Source organism: Candidatus Streptomyces philanthi (genome assembly GCF_059553635.1).
This window is the reverse complement of sequence record NZ_JCANQV010000125.1, coordinates 1-16,574: the sequence shown is the minus strand read 5'-3', so window position 1 is coordinate 16,574 and position 16,574 is coordinate 1. Positions and strand designations below refer to the sequence as shown.

Below are 16,574 nucleotides of genomic sequence, written 5' to 3'. Positions count from 1 at the left end.
GCCGCCGCGCCACCGCCGTCGTGCTCCCGCAGCAGCCGGGCGAACGGCCACTGCGGCCGGAGGCAGAAGTACTCGCCCCGCTCCTCGATCTCCCCGGCCGCGACCGCGATCGTCCGCCGGGCCTCGTCGTGCGCGCCCGTACGGTCGAGGGCGTCGGCGAGCAGCCCGAGGTGGAGGGCGCGGCGCAGCAGCACCCGGTGCCGGGCCGCCTCGTGCAGCGCCCCGCGCATCCGGGCCAGCCCCCGCTCGTGCATGCCCTGGTGCACCTCGGCCCAGCCCAGGGGGACGGCGAGCATGCGGTGCCAGAAGGGGAGCTGGCAGCGGGCGGCGAGGTCCAGGCCGGCCCGCCCGGCGAGCCAGGCGCCGCGCACGTCGTACTCGGTGACGGCGATGAGGGCGTCGACGTAGCGGGCGAAGGCCCGGTCCCAGGGCCGGTCGTAGCGGTCGGACTGGGTGAGGTGGAGAAGTTCCGACCGGTAGCGCCGGGTCTGGGGCCGGTCGCCGTTCAGGCAGTGGGCGAGCGCCAGATAGGCCCGGTAGTCGATGCGCTGGTCCCGCAGCAGTGTGCAGTCGCCCGCCGGGTCGCCGGCCTCGTCCAGCAGGACGTCGGTGATCCCGGCGCCCCGGGCGAGCGTGACCAGCGCCTCGTCCAGGCGGCCGCCGACGAACAGGGTGACGCCGTCCACGTAGCAGGCCGACGAGCGGGCCTCGGGGCCGCCGCCGTGCGCGGCCAACTCGTAGAGCAGACCGACGGTTTCCTGGGCCCTGGCGTACTGGCCCGAGGTGATCGCGCTGAGGGCCTGGGTGTGCAGCAGCCCGGTGGGCTGGGTGCTGTCGAAGGTGCGCTCCAACTGCTGGGCGTGGCGCAGCAGCTTCTCGACGCCGGGCGAACCGTAGCCCTCCAGCAGCGCGTGGATCCACAGCATCCGTTTGCGCAGATGGAGTTCGACGGCCGAGGTCTGCTCGTCGCCGGGCAGCGCGGCGACGACCGCGGCGGCGCCCTCCAGCCAGTGCAGCGCGGCCGCGTGGGCGAAGCGGCCCTGCTCGCGGTCGGCCAGCGCGAGCAGCGGGCCGACGCCGGAACGGGGGCCGAGGTGCCGGGCGGCGGCCAGGCAGTGGCGGCGTATCTCCGCGTCGTCGTCGCCCGGTTGGAGCCGCAGCGCCAGGATGGTGGCGATGTGGTGGTGCCACCGGGCGCGGGTGACGGGCTGGAGGTCGTCCAGCAGGAAGTCGCGGGTGACGCCGTGGGCGAAGGCGAGGGTGCCGTCGGTGGCCCGGCCCTGGCGCAGCAGCCCCGTCCGCACCGCGTCGTCGATCACGGTGTGCGGCATCCCGAGGGCACACACCAGGTCCGCGAGCAGGGCACGCCGTACGCTCATGCCCGTCACGGCGCAGAGCGTGAGCACGTCGAGGGTGTCCCGGGAGCATTCGCTCAGCCGCTCGTGCAGCACCTCACGGACCTCGAACGGCACCGAGGGCCGCTCCCCCTCCCCGTCCGCCCGCGCGGACGCCATGCTGAGCAGGAGGAACGGGTTGCCGCCCGAGGCGCGTTGGAGCCGCTGGGCCTCCTCGGGCGAGGGGGTGTCCCCCGAGTACGAGGCGATCAGCTCCCGGCTCTGCTCCTCGGTGAGCCCCTCCAGGCCGAGCATGCTGGTGTTGCCCTCCTGGAGGATGCGGCCCACGGCGCGCCGCACCGCGGGGTCCTTCGCCAGCTCGTGGTCGCGCAGGGTGGCCAGGACCAGGACCCGGGCGTGGCTGATCTGCTTGACCAGCAGCTGGAGCACCTCCAGTACCGGCACATGGGCGAGGTGCAGGTCCTCCAGGAAGAGGACGACCGGTGCCCGCTCGGCGGCGGTGAGCACGGTGTGGCAGATCCGCATCTGGTGGCTGACGTGCTGCTCGGGCAGCCAGTCGGCCTGGGTGACGAGGTCGGCGGCGGTGCAGCCGGTGCCGCCGCCCGGGTCGAGCTGCCGTACGACGTTCTCCCACGTCCAGTAGCCCGGGGCCAGCAGCGTCCCGACGCAGTGGGAGCGCACCACCTGGAACCCGCGGCCGGCGAGGCAGCGTTCGGACTGCTGGAGCAGCCGCGTCTTCCCGATGCCCTGCTCCCCGCAGAGCAGCATCACATGGCCGTGCCCGCTGCCGACGCCGGCCAGCAGGTCCCGCAACCGGCGCATCTCCGCCTGCCGTCCGACGAGCCGGTCGCCCGGTGGCGGGGACGCGGACGGCTCCGGTTTCTTCTCCTTGGGCTCCTTGGACTCCTTGGTCGGCGCCGCGGGGGCGCTGGAGGGCGCGGCGGGGGCCCGCCGCTCCGGCTCGGGGGACGCCGACAGCTCCTGGCGCAGGATCTTCCCGTGCAGTTCCTGGAGTTCGCGGCTGAGGTCGGCCCCCAGGTCCTCGGCCACCGCGCTGCGCATCCGTTCGTACGTCAGCAGGGCCTCCGCCGACTGGCCGGAGTGGTACTGCGCGGTCATCAACTGGCCGCCCAGCCGCTCCAGCCCGGGATTGCGGCGGATCTCCTCACCGAGCCGGACGGTGACCTCCTCGTAGGCGCGCAGTTCGAGACACGCCTGCGCCCATACCTCAAGGGCCCGCAGCCGGGTGTGCTCCAGGCGGTCCGCCTCGGCCACCGCGAACTCGTAGCCGTACAGCTCGCCCATCGGGGTGCCCTTCCACAGCTCCAGGGCGGACCAGGCCGTCGACCGGGCGGCCTCGGGCCGGCCGGACCTGAGTAATTCCCGGCATTCCCGCACCCGTGTCTCGAAGACCGCGGCGTCGACCAGCCGGGGGTCGGCTTCGAGGAGATATCCCTGGAGACGGCGGACGATACGGAGGGAGGGGTCGTCGTGGAGCAGTTTTCTCAACCGGGATACGTACGCCTGGAGTGTCGCCGTGACCTGGCTCGGCGGGTTGGCCCCCCAGATCGCCTTGATGATCACGGGGAGGGAGACCACGGTGCCCACATGGATCAGCAGCAGGGCGAGCAGCGCGCGCTGTCTCGGCGCGCCGAGGTCCACCTTCTTCTCGCCGGAAATCACGCTCAAGGGGCCAAGAATTTCGAATCGAAGTTCAGGGGAACGTTCATCGTCTTTCATCGCGCATCCCGACTGGAGAGAATGAGGAAAGGGCAGGACACAGAGAGCTACTGACGGGGACTCACCGATTTCCGGGACCGGATTTCAGGGCGGGAAGGAGAGGGTCACGCGCCAAGAGTCGTCGTTCCCGGGAGCTTACGGAAGAGGCGGCGGCGCCGCGTTCCCCCGCCGCGACGGCGTCCGCCGGGACGTGACGGCACCCCGGTGCGACTCTCCGTGTTGTGGCGGTGACTGTCGGTCCTCCGTGGAGGGTGTGGCGCTGCCGTGAGGGGTGGCTGTGGCTTCTGTGGCTCCGCATGGTGTGGGTGATGGTTCCCTTGCGAAGCTTGGATTATTTTCGATCGGAGATGTCGATTTCTGTACGTAGCCAGGGGCTGGTTTACGCATGGTCGGCCCAAGGGAGAGGCTGCTAAGGTGCGCCCCTCGTGTGGTGATTCTCGGCCGCCCCGGAGAGGCGGGGCGGCGGGGCGATCCGGCGTCCGCCGATAGTGGCGAGATCTTCATCGCCGCGTCCGTCCTCGGGTGTCACCCCGCGGCGAGTTCCCAGGAGAACGGGCAGCGCAAGGTGATGTCCCGTCACCGCGTAAGTCGGCGCGACCGCGGGCGAATCCCTACGACGTAATTCCGGTTACCGAAGAGTTGCCCGCCATCCGGGGTGGCCGAAATCGAACGCGGAGCGGCAATACGGATCGCGGTCGCCCCCATGCCCCTGATCGCGAACACCGGGGAAACCTGCCGGGAGAGACTCTTCTCACGCGCTGCCGCTGAATCAAAGAGTTCACAAAATCGAGGGTTTTCCCTAGTGTTCCGCCGGTGCGCGCCCCCGCGGCGGGGTGCGGACCCTCTGCCCGGGCGCCGTCACGGGCGTAGATTCGTGGTATGGCGGATTTCGAGGCGGGTCGGGATTACGGGCGGCGTATCGCGAGGGCCGGACGGGCGGCCGCGAACGCCGGGCTCGACGGATTGATCGTGGCGCCGGGGCCGGATCTCACATGGCTGTGCGGGTACCGGCCGACAGAGACCGAGCGGTTGACGGCGCTGGTGCTGGTGCCGGGGGAGCGGCCGCGGTTGCTGGTACCGCTGCTGGAACAAGGGGATGCCCGTGCGGCCGCCGGGGCGGACGCGGTGGAGGTGACGGGATGGGCCGACGGCGGTGACCCCTGCGCGGAGTTGGCTCGTTGGCTCGATCCACGGGGCCGGTACGGGGTGTCGGACGCGATGTGGGCACTGCACCTCCTCGGGCTGCAACGCGCCCTACCGGACGCCCGGTACGGTGCGATGACCGAGGTACTGCCCATGTTGCGGGCCGTCAAGGACGCCCACGAAGTGGAGCGGCTGGCGGCGGCGGGCGCCGCGGCCGACGCGGTCTACGAGGAGATCAAGACGCTGCCGTTCGCCGGCCGACGGGAGAGCGAGGTGGCGGCGGACCTCGCACGGCTGCTGCTCGCCCAGGGGCACAGCCAGGTGGACTTCACGGTGGTCGGCTCGGGCCCCAACGGCGCCGATCCGCACCACGAGGCGGGGGAACGGGTCATCGAGGACGGTGACATGGTCGTCCTCGACTTCGGCGGGCTCAAGGACGGCTACGGGTCGGACACCACACGGACCGTGCACGTCGGGGAGCCGACCGCCGAGGAGCGCACGGTGCACGACGTCGTGCGGGAGGCGCAGCAGGCGGCGTTCGAGGCGGTGCGCCCCGGGGCGGCGTGCCAGGAGATCGACCGGGTGGCCCGGAGGGTGATCAAGGCGGCCGGGTACGGCGAGTACTTCATCCACCGCACCGGGCACGGCATCGGGGTCACCACACACGAACCGCCGTACATGGTCGAGGGCGAACATCTGCCGCTCGTACCGGGGATGTGCTTCTCGATCGAGCCGGGGATCTATCTCCCGGGACGGTTCGGGGTGCGGATCGAGGACATCGTGACCTGCACGGAGACGGGCGGCCGGCGGCTGAACGGGACGGATCGGAGGATGGCGGTGGTGCACTGAGGGGCGCCCACGGGAGAGCTGGTTAGGGTACCCTTACTTTCGCTCGTGTGGTGGTGTCCGTGCGACCGGAGGGGGCGTGGTGGTCCTCCCGGTGTGCGGAGCTGCCGGGCCCGGCGGTGGTACCGGCGTTTCTCCGCTGGGCTTGTCCGGACGCCCGCCGGTCCCCTCCCCGGAAGGACACCGTGAACGCTTCCGATGCCTCGCGCCCCGGTGACCTGGGCCCCCGGCGCCTTCTCCCGTCGGCGCGGCGGGACGTACCGGGCACGCGCCCCGACGGCGAAGGCCCTCCGGCCGTATCCACCGGGGGCGGTCACCCCATCGGCGTAGTGGCGGAACGGTTCGGCGTACCGGCCTCCACGCTGCGCTACTACGAGGCGCAGGGGCTGCTCGCGCCCAGCGGACGACGCGGCGGGAAGCGGCACTACGGGCAGCGCGAACTCCGCCGGCTCGCCCTCGTCCTGATGTACGCGCGGGCCGGGGTGCCGCTCGCCGCGATCCGCCGGTTCAGCGAGGAGGACACGTCCGCCGGCGCCTTCCGGAGCGCGCTCACCGCTCGTATCAGCGAGATCGACGACCTCATCGCCGCCCTCACCCGCGACCGCGCCGTCCTCGCACACCACCTCACCTGCGCCAACTCCCGCCCCATGCAGTGCGCGTGGCTCACGGCCGAACTCCAGTCACGCGTGGACGAGGCGCTCGCGCCGGCGGATTGACTTCAAGCCGGGTTGAAGTAGTGGGCTCGTAGGGACACCGCTTCCCGACGAAGGACGTCCCCGTGAAGCCACGCCACCACGCACCCCTGGCCGTCTCCTGCCTCGCCACCTTCCTGCTCCTCGCCTACGCCACGATCGTGACCGTGGCGATCCCCGCCGTCGCCACCGGACTGCACACCGGATTCGCCGCACTGCAATGGGTCGTCGACCTCTACACCCTCGCCCTCGCCGCACTGCTCGTCGCCGCCGGGGCGATCGGCGACGTCCTCGGGCGGCGCCGGGTCTTCGTCGCCGGCTTCGCCCTCTTCACCCCGGCGACCCTGGCCTGCGGACTCGCCCCCGGAGTGCGCGAACTCATCGTCTTCCGCGGGGCGCAGGGGGCCGGCGGAGCGGCCCTGTTCGCGACGACGCTGCCGCTGATCAAGGCGTCCTACAGCGGGCGCGAGCAGCACCGCGCCTTCGCGGTCTGGGGCGCGGTCGCGGGGCTCGCCGCCGCCGTCGGCAACGTCTGCGGGGGGCTGCTCGCCGAAGCGCTGGGCTGGCGCTCGATCTTCCTGCTCGCCGTGCCGCTCGGGCTGCTCGGCACCGTCCTCGCCGCCGTCCACCTGCCCTGCGACCCGGTACGCGGGGACCGGCGCGCGGACCTGCCCGGCTCGGCCGCGCTGAGCGCCGCCGTCGCCGCTCTCGTCATCGCCGCGCTCCTCCTCGGCGAACACGGCGCGGGAACCGGGCCGCTCGCCGCGCTCGCGCTCGCGGCGGCGGGAGGCGTCGCGTTCGTCCTACGGGAGCGCCGCGCCCCGTATCCGGTCATCGACCTCGTACTGTTCCGCCACCCCCGGTTCCTGGCCGTGCTCGCGGCGGCCTTCGGGTACTACTTCGCGGCGTTCGGCCCGCTGACCGTGCTCTCGTCCTGGCTCCAGGACGGCGCGGGCCTCACCGCCACCGGGACGGCACTGCTGCTCTCCGTCCAACCGGTGGTGTTCTTCGCCGTCTCCGCGTTCTGCGGCGCCGCCCTCCAGCGCGCGCCGCTGTGGATACCCCTGGGCGCGGGGACCGGCCTGTGCGCCGTGGGCTGTCTGGGTTTCACGCTGCTGCACGCGCACTACGGGCCGGCGGCCCTGGTGCCGTCGCTGGTGCTCACCGGCATCGGCGCGGGCATGGTCTCGCCCGTCCTCCCGGCCGCGGCCATGCGGGACGCGGACCCCGCCCAGGCCGGCGCGGCCTCCGCCGTGGCCAACACCGCCCGCCAGCTGGGCCTCGCACTCGGCGTGGCGGCGTGCGGCAGCGTGTTCATCGGGCTTCCCGCCTTGGACCGAGGCGCGTATACGACGGCCCTCGGTGGCGTGGGGGCTCTTGGCGGGGCTGTCGCGCTGGGAGGGGCGCTGCTTGTGGGGGTGCTGTTGCGGCGGGTGGGGGGCCGGTCCCGTGAGGTGTTGTGCGGGGAGGACGGGGAGCGCGGGGCGGGGTGTGGTGCGGGGGCTGGTTCGGCGGGCCGTACGGGGCCGGTGCGGAGTGAGGCGCGCTGAGTGCGTGCCGGGGGCTCTTGGGGGGTGACCTGGGCTCCTTGTGGCCTGGGCCCGGCTTCGTCCGTCGTGCCCCCGCTGTCCTCCGCCCGGCGTGCCGCGGCGGTCTCCCGGACCTCCCAGAGGTCGAATGTGGCAGGTCAGCGGCGTGGGACCGGGATTGTCAGTGGTGTGGTTCACGATGGGTGTGCGGGCGGCGAACGTGGAGCGGGCCGGACGGTGACGAGAGGCGGTGGGCGCATGGCGGCGCGGAACGGTGGGACGGTGCGGCGCGGTGGCGCGGCGGGACGTACGGGGACGGTGCGGCGGCCGGACGTACGGCTGCCGAAGCTGGTGCCGTACGACGGAGGGGCGCTGGAGGACGAAGGGGACTACGACGGACTGGAGTTCGCGGACGACGACTGGACGGAGCAGACCGCGCGGGGCGCCCGCTTCATGGACTGCGCGGTACGGCGCTGCACGGTCGACGGGACGGGGCTGAGCCGGGCGCGGATCATCGACAGCGTGCTGGACGGGGTACGCGGTGTCGGTACGGATCTGTCGCAGGCGTCGCTCCGCGATGTCGAGGTGACGGGCGCCCGCCTCGGCGGCACACAGCTGCACGGCGCGGTGCTGGAGCGGGTGGTGGTGCGCGGCGGGAAGATCGACTTCCCGAATCTCCGCGAGGCGAAGCTGCGGGACGTCGCCTTCGAAGGGTGCGTACTGGTCGAGGCGGACTTCTCGGGAGCGGCGCTGGAACGCGTCTCGTTCGACGAGTGCACCCTCGCGCGGGCCGACTTCACGGGTGTCCGCATGAAGGACGTCGATCTGCGCGGCACCGCCGCCCTGGACATCGCGCGGGGGATCGACAGCCTGGCGGGCGCGGTGATCAGCGCACCCCAACTCCTCGATCTGGCCCCGGCGTTCGCGGCCCAGCTGGGGGTGCGGGTGGAATGACGGGGACGGCGGCCGGGCGGCCGGTCAGACGCGGGGGAAGCGGGCCTGGAGGGTCCATATGGCGGGGTTGTCCGCCAGGCCGTCGTGCATGTCGGCGAGGTCCGCGATCAGATCGTGCAGGAAGTCGCGGGCCTCGCGGCGCAGGGCGGCGTGGTTGACGGTGAGCGGGGGCTCGTCCACCGGCATCCAGTCGGCCGCGATGTCGACCCAGCCGAAGCGCCGCTCGAACAGCATCCGGTCGGTGGACTCCGTGAAGTCCAGCTCCGCGTGCACCGGCGTGGCGGAACGGCTGCCGCGCGGGTCCCGGTCGAGCCGCTCCACGATGTCGCACAACGCCCAGGCGAAGTCGAGGACCGGCACCCACCCCCAGGAGGTCGCCACCTCGCGGTCCTCCTTCGTATCGGCGATGTACACATCACCGCAGAAGAGGTCATGCCGGAGAGTGCGCACGTCAGCCGTCCGGTAGTCCGTCTGCGGCGGGTCCGGGAAGCGGCGGGAGAGTGAGTAGCCGAGGTCGATCACACCCTCGATGGTGTCATGACGGGGGCGGTGCGGGGCGGGCGCGGGGTGGTGCCGGTGGGGGCTCCGGTGCGGGGTGGGATGTGCGAGGGGCACGGGTACACGGGGGAGGTGGTGCGGGGCGGGACGGGGGCGACGAGGGCCGGCGGCGGACGTGCCGCGCTGGGGGCGCTCAGGTGCTGGTGGGCGAGGCGGGCGTGAGTGTGCGCAGCACCGTTCGCTTCGGGCGTCCTGTGCGCCCTGGCCCGTACGTCGTCCCGTGGGCGTTCCGGGCGTACGACGTGCCGTGGGCGCGCGGTGGGGTGCCGTGCGCCCGGTGCCCGTGTCGTCCTCCGTGGGGCTACGGCAGGGTCAGTACGCGGGGGCCTTCGTTCGTGATGGCGACCGTGTGCTCGAAGTGGGCGGCGCGGCTACCGTCGACCGTCCGTAGGGTCCAGCCGTCGCCGGACTCGCGGTAGGCGTCCTTGCCGCCGGACAGGAACATCGGCTCGATGGCGATCACCAGGCCGTGGCGGAGGGGGAAGCCGCGACCGGGGCGCCCGTCATTGGGGACCGGCGGGTCCTCGTGCATGCTCCGGCCGATTCCGTGGCCGCCGAAGTCGGCCGGGATGCCGTAACCCGCCGCGCGTCCGACGCTGCCGATCGCATGGGCGATGTCCCCGATGCGCCCGCCGACCACGGCCGCCGCGATGCCCGCCTTCAGTGCCTCCCGGGTCGTGTCGATCAGGCGCTGGTCCTCGGCGCGCGGTGTGCCGACGGAGAACGTGACGGCCGCGTCGCCCGCCCACCCGTCGACGAGCGCGCCGCAGTCGACGCTGAGCAGGTCGCCGTCGCGCAACCGGTAGTCGTCCGGGACGCCGTGGACGATCGCGTCGTTGACGGACGTACAGAGGACGGCGGGGAACGGCGTGGGGGCGAACGACGGGCGGTACCCGAGGAAGGGCGAGCCGGCGTCCGCCTCGCGCAGCACCGCACGGGCGACCGTGTCGAGGTCCCGCAGCCGCACTCCGGGGGCGGCCGCGTCCTGGACGGCGGCCAGTATCTCCGCGACGACGCGTCCGGCCGCCCGCATCGCGTCCAGCGCCGCATCCGTCTTGATCTCGACCATGGTGTGCCCTTCTGCTCGGACCGCCCGCGCCGCAGCAGCACAGAGCGGTATTTATTTACCGGTATTTGTTTACCGGTATTAGTATCACGGGCATGGTGCGGACTCCACTGACCCCTTGGGAACGCGAACGCGGCGAACGGCTCGGCACGCTGCTGCGCGAGGCGCGCGGCGAACGGAGCATGGTCGAGATCGCGGCGGTGGCGGGACTCTCCGCCGAAACGCTGCGCAAGATCGAGACGGGCCGGGCCCCGACCCCGGCGTTCTTCACCATCGCCGCCCTGGCGACCGCCCTCGGCCTCTCCCTCGACGACATCGCGACGGCGGCCGCCCCGGCGGCAGCGCCGACCGCCGACGATCACGGGGTGCCGGTGACCGGCCGGCCATCGGGCGGCTCCCGCACTGCGGGCCGGGGGGCTGTGGCGGCGTAGTCGAGCGGCCGTGGTGGCGCGGAGAGGCCACGGCCTACGGTGCGGCGGGCTTCCGGAACGCCCGGCCCGGCGGGCGAAATGGTGGGGCGGGCCATGGGCGCCCGACAGGGGGCCGTCGATACGGCGTGACGGGTGCCGTCAGCGCGGCTCGCGGAAGGTATCGGTCCCGGAGGTCACCGGTCCCGGAGGCCGTATGGGTCCCAGGAGGTGTCGGTCCCGGGCGCGAGGTTCATCGGTGCGCGGTCGGGCGGGTCTCGTGGGTACGGGCCGGTGGGCCACGTTGGTGCGGACCGGCGGAGCTCATCGCTCTCGGCTCGCCCGCGGTCCGGTCCGGGGCGGCCGGTGCGGGAGGCGGGGGGCTCCGGGGCCGGGGGCGGACGCGCTCGCTCTATCGGACTCGCGTCGTCCCACCCGTTCGTCAGCGATACGGGCGAGGGGGCTTGGTCGACCGAGTCACCCCGGCCGTGCCGCTGGTTGATCCGTCAAGGGCCGTGTTGAGTCGTCCGGGCATCGCATGACGCGGGCATTCCCACGCTTCTCCGCCCCAGGTGCGGCGCGCCCCGCGTGGCGGCCCTTCGGGCACGGCGCTCCCCGCGTCGCCCCCACCCCGGGCACGGCACGCCCCACGCCCCGTCCAACCCCGGACCGGGGCGGCCCAGCCCCCGCCGGGCCGCCCCGTGTTGCTCAGACGTTGACGCCGAAGTCCTGGGCGATGCCGACGAGGCCCGAGGCGTAGCCCTGGCCGACGGCGCGGAACTTCCAGTCGGTGCCGTTGCGGTAGAGCTCGCCGAAGACCATGGCGGTCTCGGTGGCGGCGTCCTCGCTGAGGTCGTAGCGGGCGATCTCGGTGCCGCCGGCCTGGTTGATGATGCGGATGAAGGCGTTGCGCACCTGGCCGAAGTTCTGGCCGCGGTTCTCGGCGTCGTAGATGGAGACCGGGAAGACGATCTTGTTGATGTCGGCCGGGAGGGCGGCGAGGTTGACGTTGATCTGCTCGTCGTCGCCGTCGCCCTGGCCGGTGACGTTGTCACCGGTGTGGACGATGGACTGGTCCGGCGTCGCCTTGTTGTTGAAGAAGACGAAGTGCTGGTCCGAGAAGACCTTGCCGGCGGCGTCGACCGCGATGGCGCTGGCATCGAGGTCGAAGTCGGTGCCCGTGGTGGTGCGGACGTCCCAGCCGAGGCCGACCGTGACGGCGGTCAGGCCCGGTGCCTCCTTGGTGAGCGAGACGTTGCCGCCCTTGGACAGGCTTACAGGCATGGGAGAGTCCCTTTCCTCGTCGAAATGCCGGGCCCCGCGTCGCGAGCGGGACCACTGTCACCCACCCCAACGCCGTTTCGAGGGCCGGAGGTTCCGGCTCGCTTTACTTTCTTTGCACTTTTTCCGGCCATTGGGCGCGAGGGACGGAGGGTGTCCGTACGGTGCGCGGAACGGGGTGAAGGCGGAGGAAAGGTGCGGACGCGGTGCCGGTCGCGTGGGGCTGCCGGGAAAGGGCGTGTGGCGTGGGACGGGGCGTGACCGGACGGATGAGATGTGGCGTGGTGGGGAAATGCGGGTGACGGGGCGCTGGGGACGGGGGAACATGGACATATGTCCGGGCCCTACGTCATCCGTGGTTCGGTCGTCCTGCCCGAGGCCGAGTGCGTATGGCGTTTCTCGCGGTCCTCGGGGCCGGGCGGCCAGCACGTCAACACCAGCGACAGCCAGGTGGAGCTGCGCTTCGACCTCGTCCGCACCCAGGCGCTGCCCGAGGTGTGGAAGGAGCGCGCCCTGGAGCGGCTGGCGGGCCGGCTGACCGACGGTGTGCTGACGGTGCGCGCCTCGGAGCACCGCTCCCAATGGCGCAATCGCGAGACGGCCGCCCTCCGGCTCGCCGCACTGCTCGCACAGGCCACCGCACCCCCACCCAAGCGGCGCCGCCCCTCACGCATCCCACGGGGCGTCAACGAGCGGCGGCTGCGCGCGAAGAAGCAGCGCAGCGAGACGAAACGGGGCAGGTCGGGCCGCGACTGGGGCTGACCGGGCGGCTGTGGCGCCCGTGGCGCGGCTGTCGCGGACGCCCGGCCGACGGCATACGGGCCGCACACCCACGCCGTACGGGCCGCACCTCTACGCCGGCACAGGCCCCAAACGCCCGCACCCACCGACCCCGCCCCGGACAGGCCCCCGGAAAGCCCCCGCCCCTCCGGGCACTCGGAACGGCGGCCACCCCCGTAGGCCGCCGCCCGCCTCCCCGCCCGGAAACCCCACCCGTCCCCCCCCAGATGCCCGTCACCCCAGATGCCGGTACTTCCCCCGGAAGTACGCCAGCGGTCCCGCGTCCCCGTCCGAGGTGGACGCCATCAGGACGCGGCCGATGACGAGGGTGTGGTCGCCGGCCGTCACCCGCTGCTCGGTGCGGCACTGGAGGGTCGCGAGGGCGCCGTCGATCAGTGGCGCGCCGGCCGCCTCGCCCCGTACGTGGGGGGTCTCCTCGAAGAGGAGCCGATCGCTGATGCGGCCCCGCATCGCGAAACGCCCGGCGACATGCCGCTGGTTCTCGGCGAGGACCGAGACCGCCCACAGCGGCTGCTGCGCCAGCAGGTCGTCCATCCGGGAGTCGTTGCGAACGCTCACCATCACCAGCGGCGGGTCGAGCGAGATCGAGACGAACGCGGTGGCGGTCATGCCGACGTCCTCGCCGCGCGGTCCGCTGTCCGGATCGTGGGCGGTGATCAGCACCACGCCGGCGGCGAGCCGGGACAGTGCGGCGCGGAACTCGTCGTCGCTCACCCCACCAGGATGGGGGATCGTCCCCTGTCCGGGCACGGAGGCGAGAGTGACGGCGGAGGCGGTGGTGCCGGGGGCAGGGACGGCTGCGGGGATTTTCGTGAACACGCCATGAACGCTAACTTCGTTCGTCCGGGTGGTGCATCGGACCCCGGGACGAGCCGCGTCCTAGGTCTGGCGACGGAGGGTGCGGGCGGGTCGGATTTGCGTTCAGGAAGTGGAGAACGCCGTGGGTTGCGGTTCCCGTGAAGATCGGCAACTACACTTCACCATATGTGACTTGAGTCACAGCAGGCGGGAATTGTTGACCCTGTGTACCGAGTGGGCAGCTCACTGTGATTCAGTGGCCGTGGATATCGGACCACTGAAGAACCCTGGAGTTGCTGTCGAGGTCTCGGGGAGAGCGAGCGATGGAGACCGAGTCGGAGCCTTACGTCCGTCTTGCGACCCTGCGGCAGCTGCACCAGGTGGTCGCCGAGCTGAACACCGCACGCAGCCTGGCGGACATCCTGCAGGCCGTCGCCGACGGGGTGATCGCCGGGCTCGGCTACGGGCTGTCGGCGGTCAACCTCGTCCGGCCCGACGGTGACCTCGTCGTGGCCGCCGTCGCGGGCAGCGCGGGCGCCGAGGCGCTGATGGCGGGACGGGTCGGCTCCCGCGCCTCCTGGGAGCGCAGGCTGGCCATGGGCGAGCGCTGGGGCGAGCTGTGCTTCATCCCGTACAGCGAGGGCTGGGTGCTGGACGACGATGATGTCCCCCAGTGGCACACCGCCGGCCCCGAACCCCGGTACGCCGACGAGTGGCACCCGAGGGACCGCCTCTTCGCGCCGATGTACACGGCGGCCAACGGCGGCGGGGAACTCCTCGGCGTGATCTCCGTGGACCGGCCCCGCGACGGGCGGCGGCCCGGCGCCTGGGGGCAGGAGGCGCTCCAGATGTACGCCTTCCAGTCCGCCATCGCGATCAGCAACGCCCGGATGCGGTCGAACATGCAGCGGGCGCTGGTCCGCCTGGAGCGCGAGCAGCAGGCACTGCGTGCCAGCGAGGAGAGCTTCCGGCAGGCGTTCGAGTACGCGCCGAGCGGGATGGCCGTCGCCGAGCTGGGTGGCGACCAGCACGGCCGGCTGCTGCGCACCAACGACGCGCTCTGCCGCCTGCTGGGCCGCCCGGCCTCCTCGATGCGCCGCTACTCGTTCTCCGACCTCGTCCACCCCGAGGACATCGGCATCCTCCTGCGCACCACCGCCGAGGGCGGGCGCGCGGAGCTGCGGCTGGCCCGCAGGGACGGCTCGTACGTGTGGGTGTCGCTGCGCAACTCCGTCGTCGCCGACACCGCCGACGGACCGCGCTTCCTGCTCACCCACGTCGAGGACATCGAGGAACGCAAGCGCCACGAGCTGCAACTGGCCCACCGCGCCAGCCACGACTCGCTGACCGGCCTGCCCAACAGCGCCGAACTGCGGGCCCGGCTCGGCGCCCGGCTGTGCAACCGCCCGCCGGGCTCGGCGGCCGACGCGTACGCGGTCGGCGGGCACGGCTACGGGAGCGGCGGCCCCGCGCCGTTCGAGGCGGTCGAGGTGCCAGAGCGCCGGGCCGGCACCCCGTACGACCACCATGTGCACACCGTCGCGCCCACGGGCGGGCCGGCCGACGACGGGTCCAAGGGGCTCGCGGTGCTCTTCTGTGACCTCGACGGTTTCAAGTCGATCAACGACCGGTTCGGGCACCACACGGGCGACGCCGTGCTCATCGAGGTCGCCCGGCGGCTGACCAGCGGCGTCCGGGACGGTGACACGGTGGCCCGGCTCGGCGGCGACGAGTTCGTGGTGCTCGCCGACGGCCTCGGCACGGCCGACGCCCAGGACCTCGCCGTCCGGCTGCGCAACGCGATCGTCCCGCCGATCCGGGTGGACGGCCGCGCGGTGCGCGTCGGCGCCAGCTTCGGCATCAGCTGGGCGAGCTGCGGGATGACGGCCGAGGAGGTCCTCCAATCCGCCGACCAGCGGATGTATGTGGAGAAGCGGTCCCGTGCGAAGGGGGCGAACCGGCGGGTGGTGGGCTGACCCGGGCGGGGCCTACCGGGGCGGGGCGGGAGGTGAGCTGTGGGACATGTCGTACATGGCCCCATCCCTCCCGTCGCGCACCGAGCCGTTTCCGCCGGACGTTCACCGATCTGTAGCGATCTTGTGGCCTCCGCGGCGCCGTCCGGACGATTCCCGAAGAGGTAGGCTGCGCCGATGCGGCGCGGTGCCGCCGGAGCCCGAAAGAGACAGTGCGCGCGGCTGTCCGCGACCACGTACAGACGCGTTCAGATCGCTGGGGAGTGACACGGAATGACGGCCGGCAACAAGGGCGCGGACACGCCGGAGAACGACGACCCGTTCGGTTACCTCTACCGCTCGGAGGGCGGCGCCCCGGCCGACGGCGGGCAGCGGCAGCCGGGCGTCCCCCGGACGTCGTACAACCAGGTGCGCCCGGTCGGCCAGCGGCAGTACGGCCAGCAGCAGGCCCCGCAGCAGCCGTACGGCCAGCAGAACGCCCACTACGCGGCCCCCGAGACTTTGCCCGGGGGTGACCGCGCCCGCACCGCCGCGCCGCCCGCACAGGGCCGCGAGCCGCGCCGCAGCCGCAACGGTCTGCTCATCGGCGCGGTCGCCGTCGTCGTGGTGGTCTGCATAGCCATCGGCGCGGCGATGCTCACCAACGGCGACGACAAGAACGACAAGGCGGCCGGCCCGGAACCGACGCAGAGCGAGACGGAAGAGCCGGCCAAGGAGAAGCCGTCCTCGAAGCCGACCGAGAAGGCGGAGCTGCCCAAGGAGGACGCGGCGGCGCTGCGTCTGAGCCCGGAGGCGGTCACGGGCACCGAGGTGAGCGGGGCGAAGGCGTCCAACGGGGCGTATGTGTCGCTGAACAAGGTGGGGGCCTCGGTCACATGGACGGTGGACGTTCCCACCGCCGGCCCCTACACCGTCGTGGTCAGTTACGGCGTGCCGGGCAAGGACGCCAAGACCACGCTCACCGTCAACGGCGGCAAGACCGACAAGGTCAACATGTCGAACTTCTCCCAAGGGCCCGAGGGGGCCTGGGACAAGGGCTGGACCTACACCTTCCGGTACGTGACGCTCAACCAGGGGACCAACGCCATCGAGATCGCCTGTGCCGAAGGGGACCAGTGCGAGGTCAACCTCGACCAGCTCTCCCTTGAGGCCGGACACGTGGCGAAGCCCAAGCACCCCTGATCCGGCCGGCCGTCGTCAGGCCGTTTGCAACTCCGTCACCGTGACGCTCCGCAACAGCTCCTGATACGTCGTCGGGTCGAACTCCCCCGCCGTGGCCGCCCGTACGGTCGCGGCCGACAGGGCGGCCGCGCGGGTCAGCCGCTCCGGCCAGGGCAGGTTTTCGACGAGGCCCGAGAGGAGGGCGGCGACGGCGGAGTCGCCGGCGCCGGTGGGGTTGCCGGGGATGCGGCGGGGCGGGGTCGCCTGCCA

At 72.5% G+C, this 16,574-nt stretch carries 14 protein-coding genes; 8 read left to right on the top strand and 6 right to left on the bottom strand.

All coding sequences use genetic code 11. The features are described 5' to 3' along the window. Nucleotides 1–3,038: ATP-binding protein (locus tag AC51EU_RS16475; RefSeq protein WP_496267694.1), on the bottom strand; the 3,038-nt coding region annotated here is incomplete at its 3' end. A 936-nt stretch (nucleotides 3,039–3,974) separates the two neighbouring features. On the opposite strand from AC51EU_RS16475, the gene AC51EU_RS16470 reads away from it, so the two are divergent. The 4 genes from AC51EU_RS16470 to AC51EU_RS16455 all read left to right on the top strand — a co-directional run bounded on the left by AC51EU_RS16470 (nucleotide 3,975) and on the right by AC51EU_RS16455 (nucleotide 8,259). Further along, nucleotides 3,975–5,087, top strand: a complete 1,113-nt coding sequence (locus AC51EU_RS16470) for a M24 family metallopeptidase (RefSeq protein ID WP_496267692.1) — start codon at nucleotides 3,975–3,977, stop codon at nucleotides 5,085–5,087. Between the two features lie 326 nt (nucleotides 5,088–5,413). Next, on the top strand, nucleotides 5,414–5,800 hold the full coding sequence (locus AC51EU_RS16465) for a MerR family transcriptional regulator (RefSeq protein WP_496267691.1): 387 nt from the start codon (nucleotides 5,414–5,416) through the stop codon (nucleotides 5,798–5,800). A gap of 62 nt (nucleotides 5,801–5,862) precedes the next feature. Then, a complete protein-coding gene (locus AC51EU_RS16460; RefSeq protein WP_496267690.1) occupies nucleotides 5,863–7,326 on the top strand; it encodes an MFS transporter in 1,464 nt (487 codons plus the stop codon). 237 nt (nucleotides 7,327–7,563) lie between these two features. Continuing rightward, nucleotides 7,564–8,259, top strand: coding sequence for a pentapeptide repeat-containing protein (locus AC51EU_RS16455; RefSeq protein WP_496267689.1), 696 nt, complete (start codon nucleotides 7,564–7,566; stop codon nucleotides 8,257–8,259). 24 nt (nucleotides 8,260–8,283) lie between these two features. On the opposite strand, the gene AC51EU_RS16450 is transcribed toward AC51EU_RS16455, so the two are convergent. Both AC51EU_RS16450 and map read right to left on the bottom strand, forming a co-directional pair. Further along, complete coding sequence (locus tag AC51EU_RS16450) at nucleotides 8,284–8,781, bottom strand: hypothetical protein (RefSeq protein WP_496267693.1); 498 nt, start codon at nucleotides 8,779–8,781, stop codon at nucleotides 8,284–8,286. 337 nt (nucleotides 8,782–9,118) lie between these two features. After that, nucleotides 9,119–9,886: a type I methionyl aminopeptidase gene (map, locus tag AC51EU_RS16445; protein WP_496267688.1), complete on the bottom strand. Its 768-nt coding sequence runs from the start codon at nucleotides 9,884–9,886 to the stop codon at nucleotides 9,119–9,121. A 92-nt stretch (nucleotides 9,887–9,978) separates the two neighbouring features. Between map and AC51EU_RS16440 the strand changes: the two genes are divergently transcribed. Beyond that, nucleotides 9,979–10,314: a helix-turn-helix domain-containing protein gene (locus tag AC51EU_RS16440; RefSeq protein WP_496267687.1), complete on the top strand. Its 336-nt coding sequence runs from the start codon at nucleotides 9,979–9,981 to the stop codon at nucleotides 10,312–10,314. Between the two features lie 684 nt (nucleotides 10,315–10,998). Here the strand turns inward: AC51EU_RS16440 and AC51EU_RS16435 are convergent. Beyond that, nucleotides 10,999–11,574, bottom strand: coding sequence for a TerD family protein (locus AC51EU_RS16435; protein ID WP_496267686.1), 576 nt, complete (start codon nucleotides 11,572–11,574; stop codon nucleotides 10,999–11,001). A 330-nt stretch (nucleotides 11,575–11,904) separates the two neighbouring features. On the opposite strand from AC51EU_RS16435, the gene arfB reads away from it, so the two are divergent. Then, nucleotides 11,905–12,333 (top strand): alternative ribosome rescue aminoacyl-tRNA hydrolase ArfB, encoded by a 429-nt coding sequence (gene arfB, locus AC51EU_RS16430; protein WP_496267685.1) that lies wholly within the window; start codon nucleotides 11,905–11,907, stop codon nucleotides 12,331–12,333. Between the two features lie 252 nt (nucleotides 12,334–12,585). Here arfB and AC51EU_RS16425 read toward each other — a convergent pair whose 3' ends face one another. Beyond that, complete coding sequence (locus AC51EU_RS16425; RefSeq protein WP_496267684.1) at nucleotides 12,586–13,191, bottom strand: flavin reductase family protein; 606 nt, start codon at nucleotides 13,189–13,191, stop codon at nucleotides 12,586–12,588. 302 nt (nucleotides 13,192–13,493) lie between these two features. Between AC51EU_RS16425 and cdgB the strand changes: the two genes are divergently transcribed. After that, complete coding sequence (gene cdgB / locus AC51EU_RS16420) at nucleotides 13,494–15,146, top strand: diguanylate cyclase CdgB (protein ID WP_496267683.1); 1,653 nt, start codon at nucleotides 13,494–13,496, stop codon at nucleotides 15,144–15,146. 270 nt (nucleotides 15,147–15,416) lie between these two features. Further along, the gene (locus AC51EU_RS16415; RefSeq protein WP_496267682.1) at nucleotides 15,417–16,325 is read left to right on the top strand and encodes a carbohydrate-binding protein; all 909 of its coding nucleotides are present in this window, start codon (nucleotides 15,417–15,419) and stop codon (nucleotides 16,323–16,325) included. Nucleotides 16,326–16,340: 15 nt separating this feature from the next. On the opposite strand, the gene AC51EU_RS16410 is transcribed toward AC51EU_RS16415, so the two are convergent. Further along, nucleotides 16,341–16,574: PfkB family carbohydrate kinase (locus AC51EU_RS16410; protein WP_496267681.1), on the bottom strand; the 234-nt coding region annotated here is incomplete at its 5' end.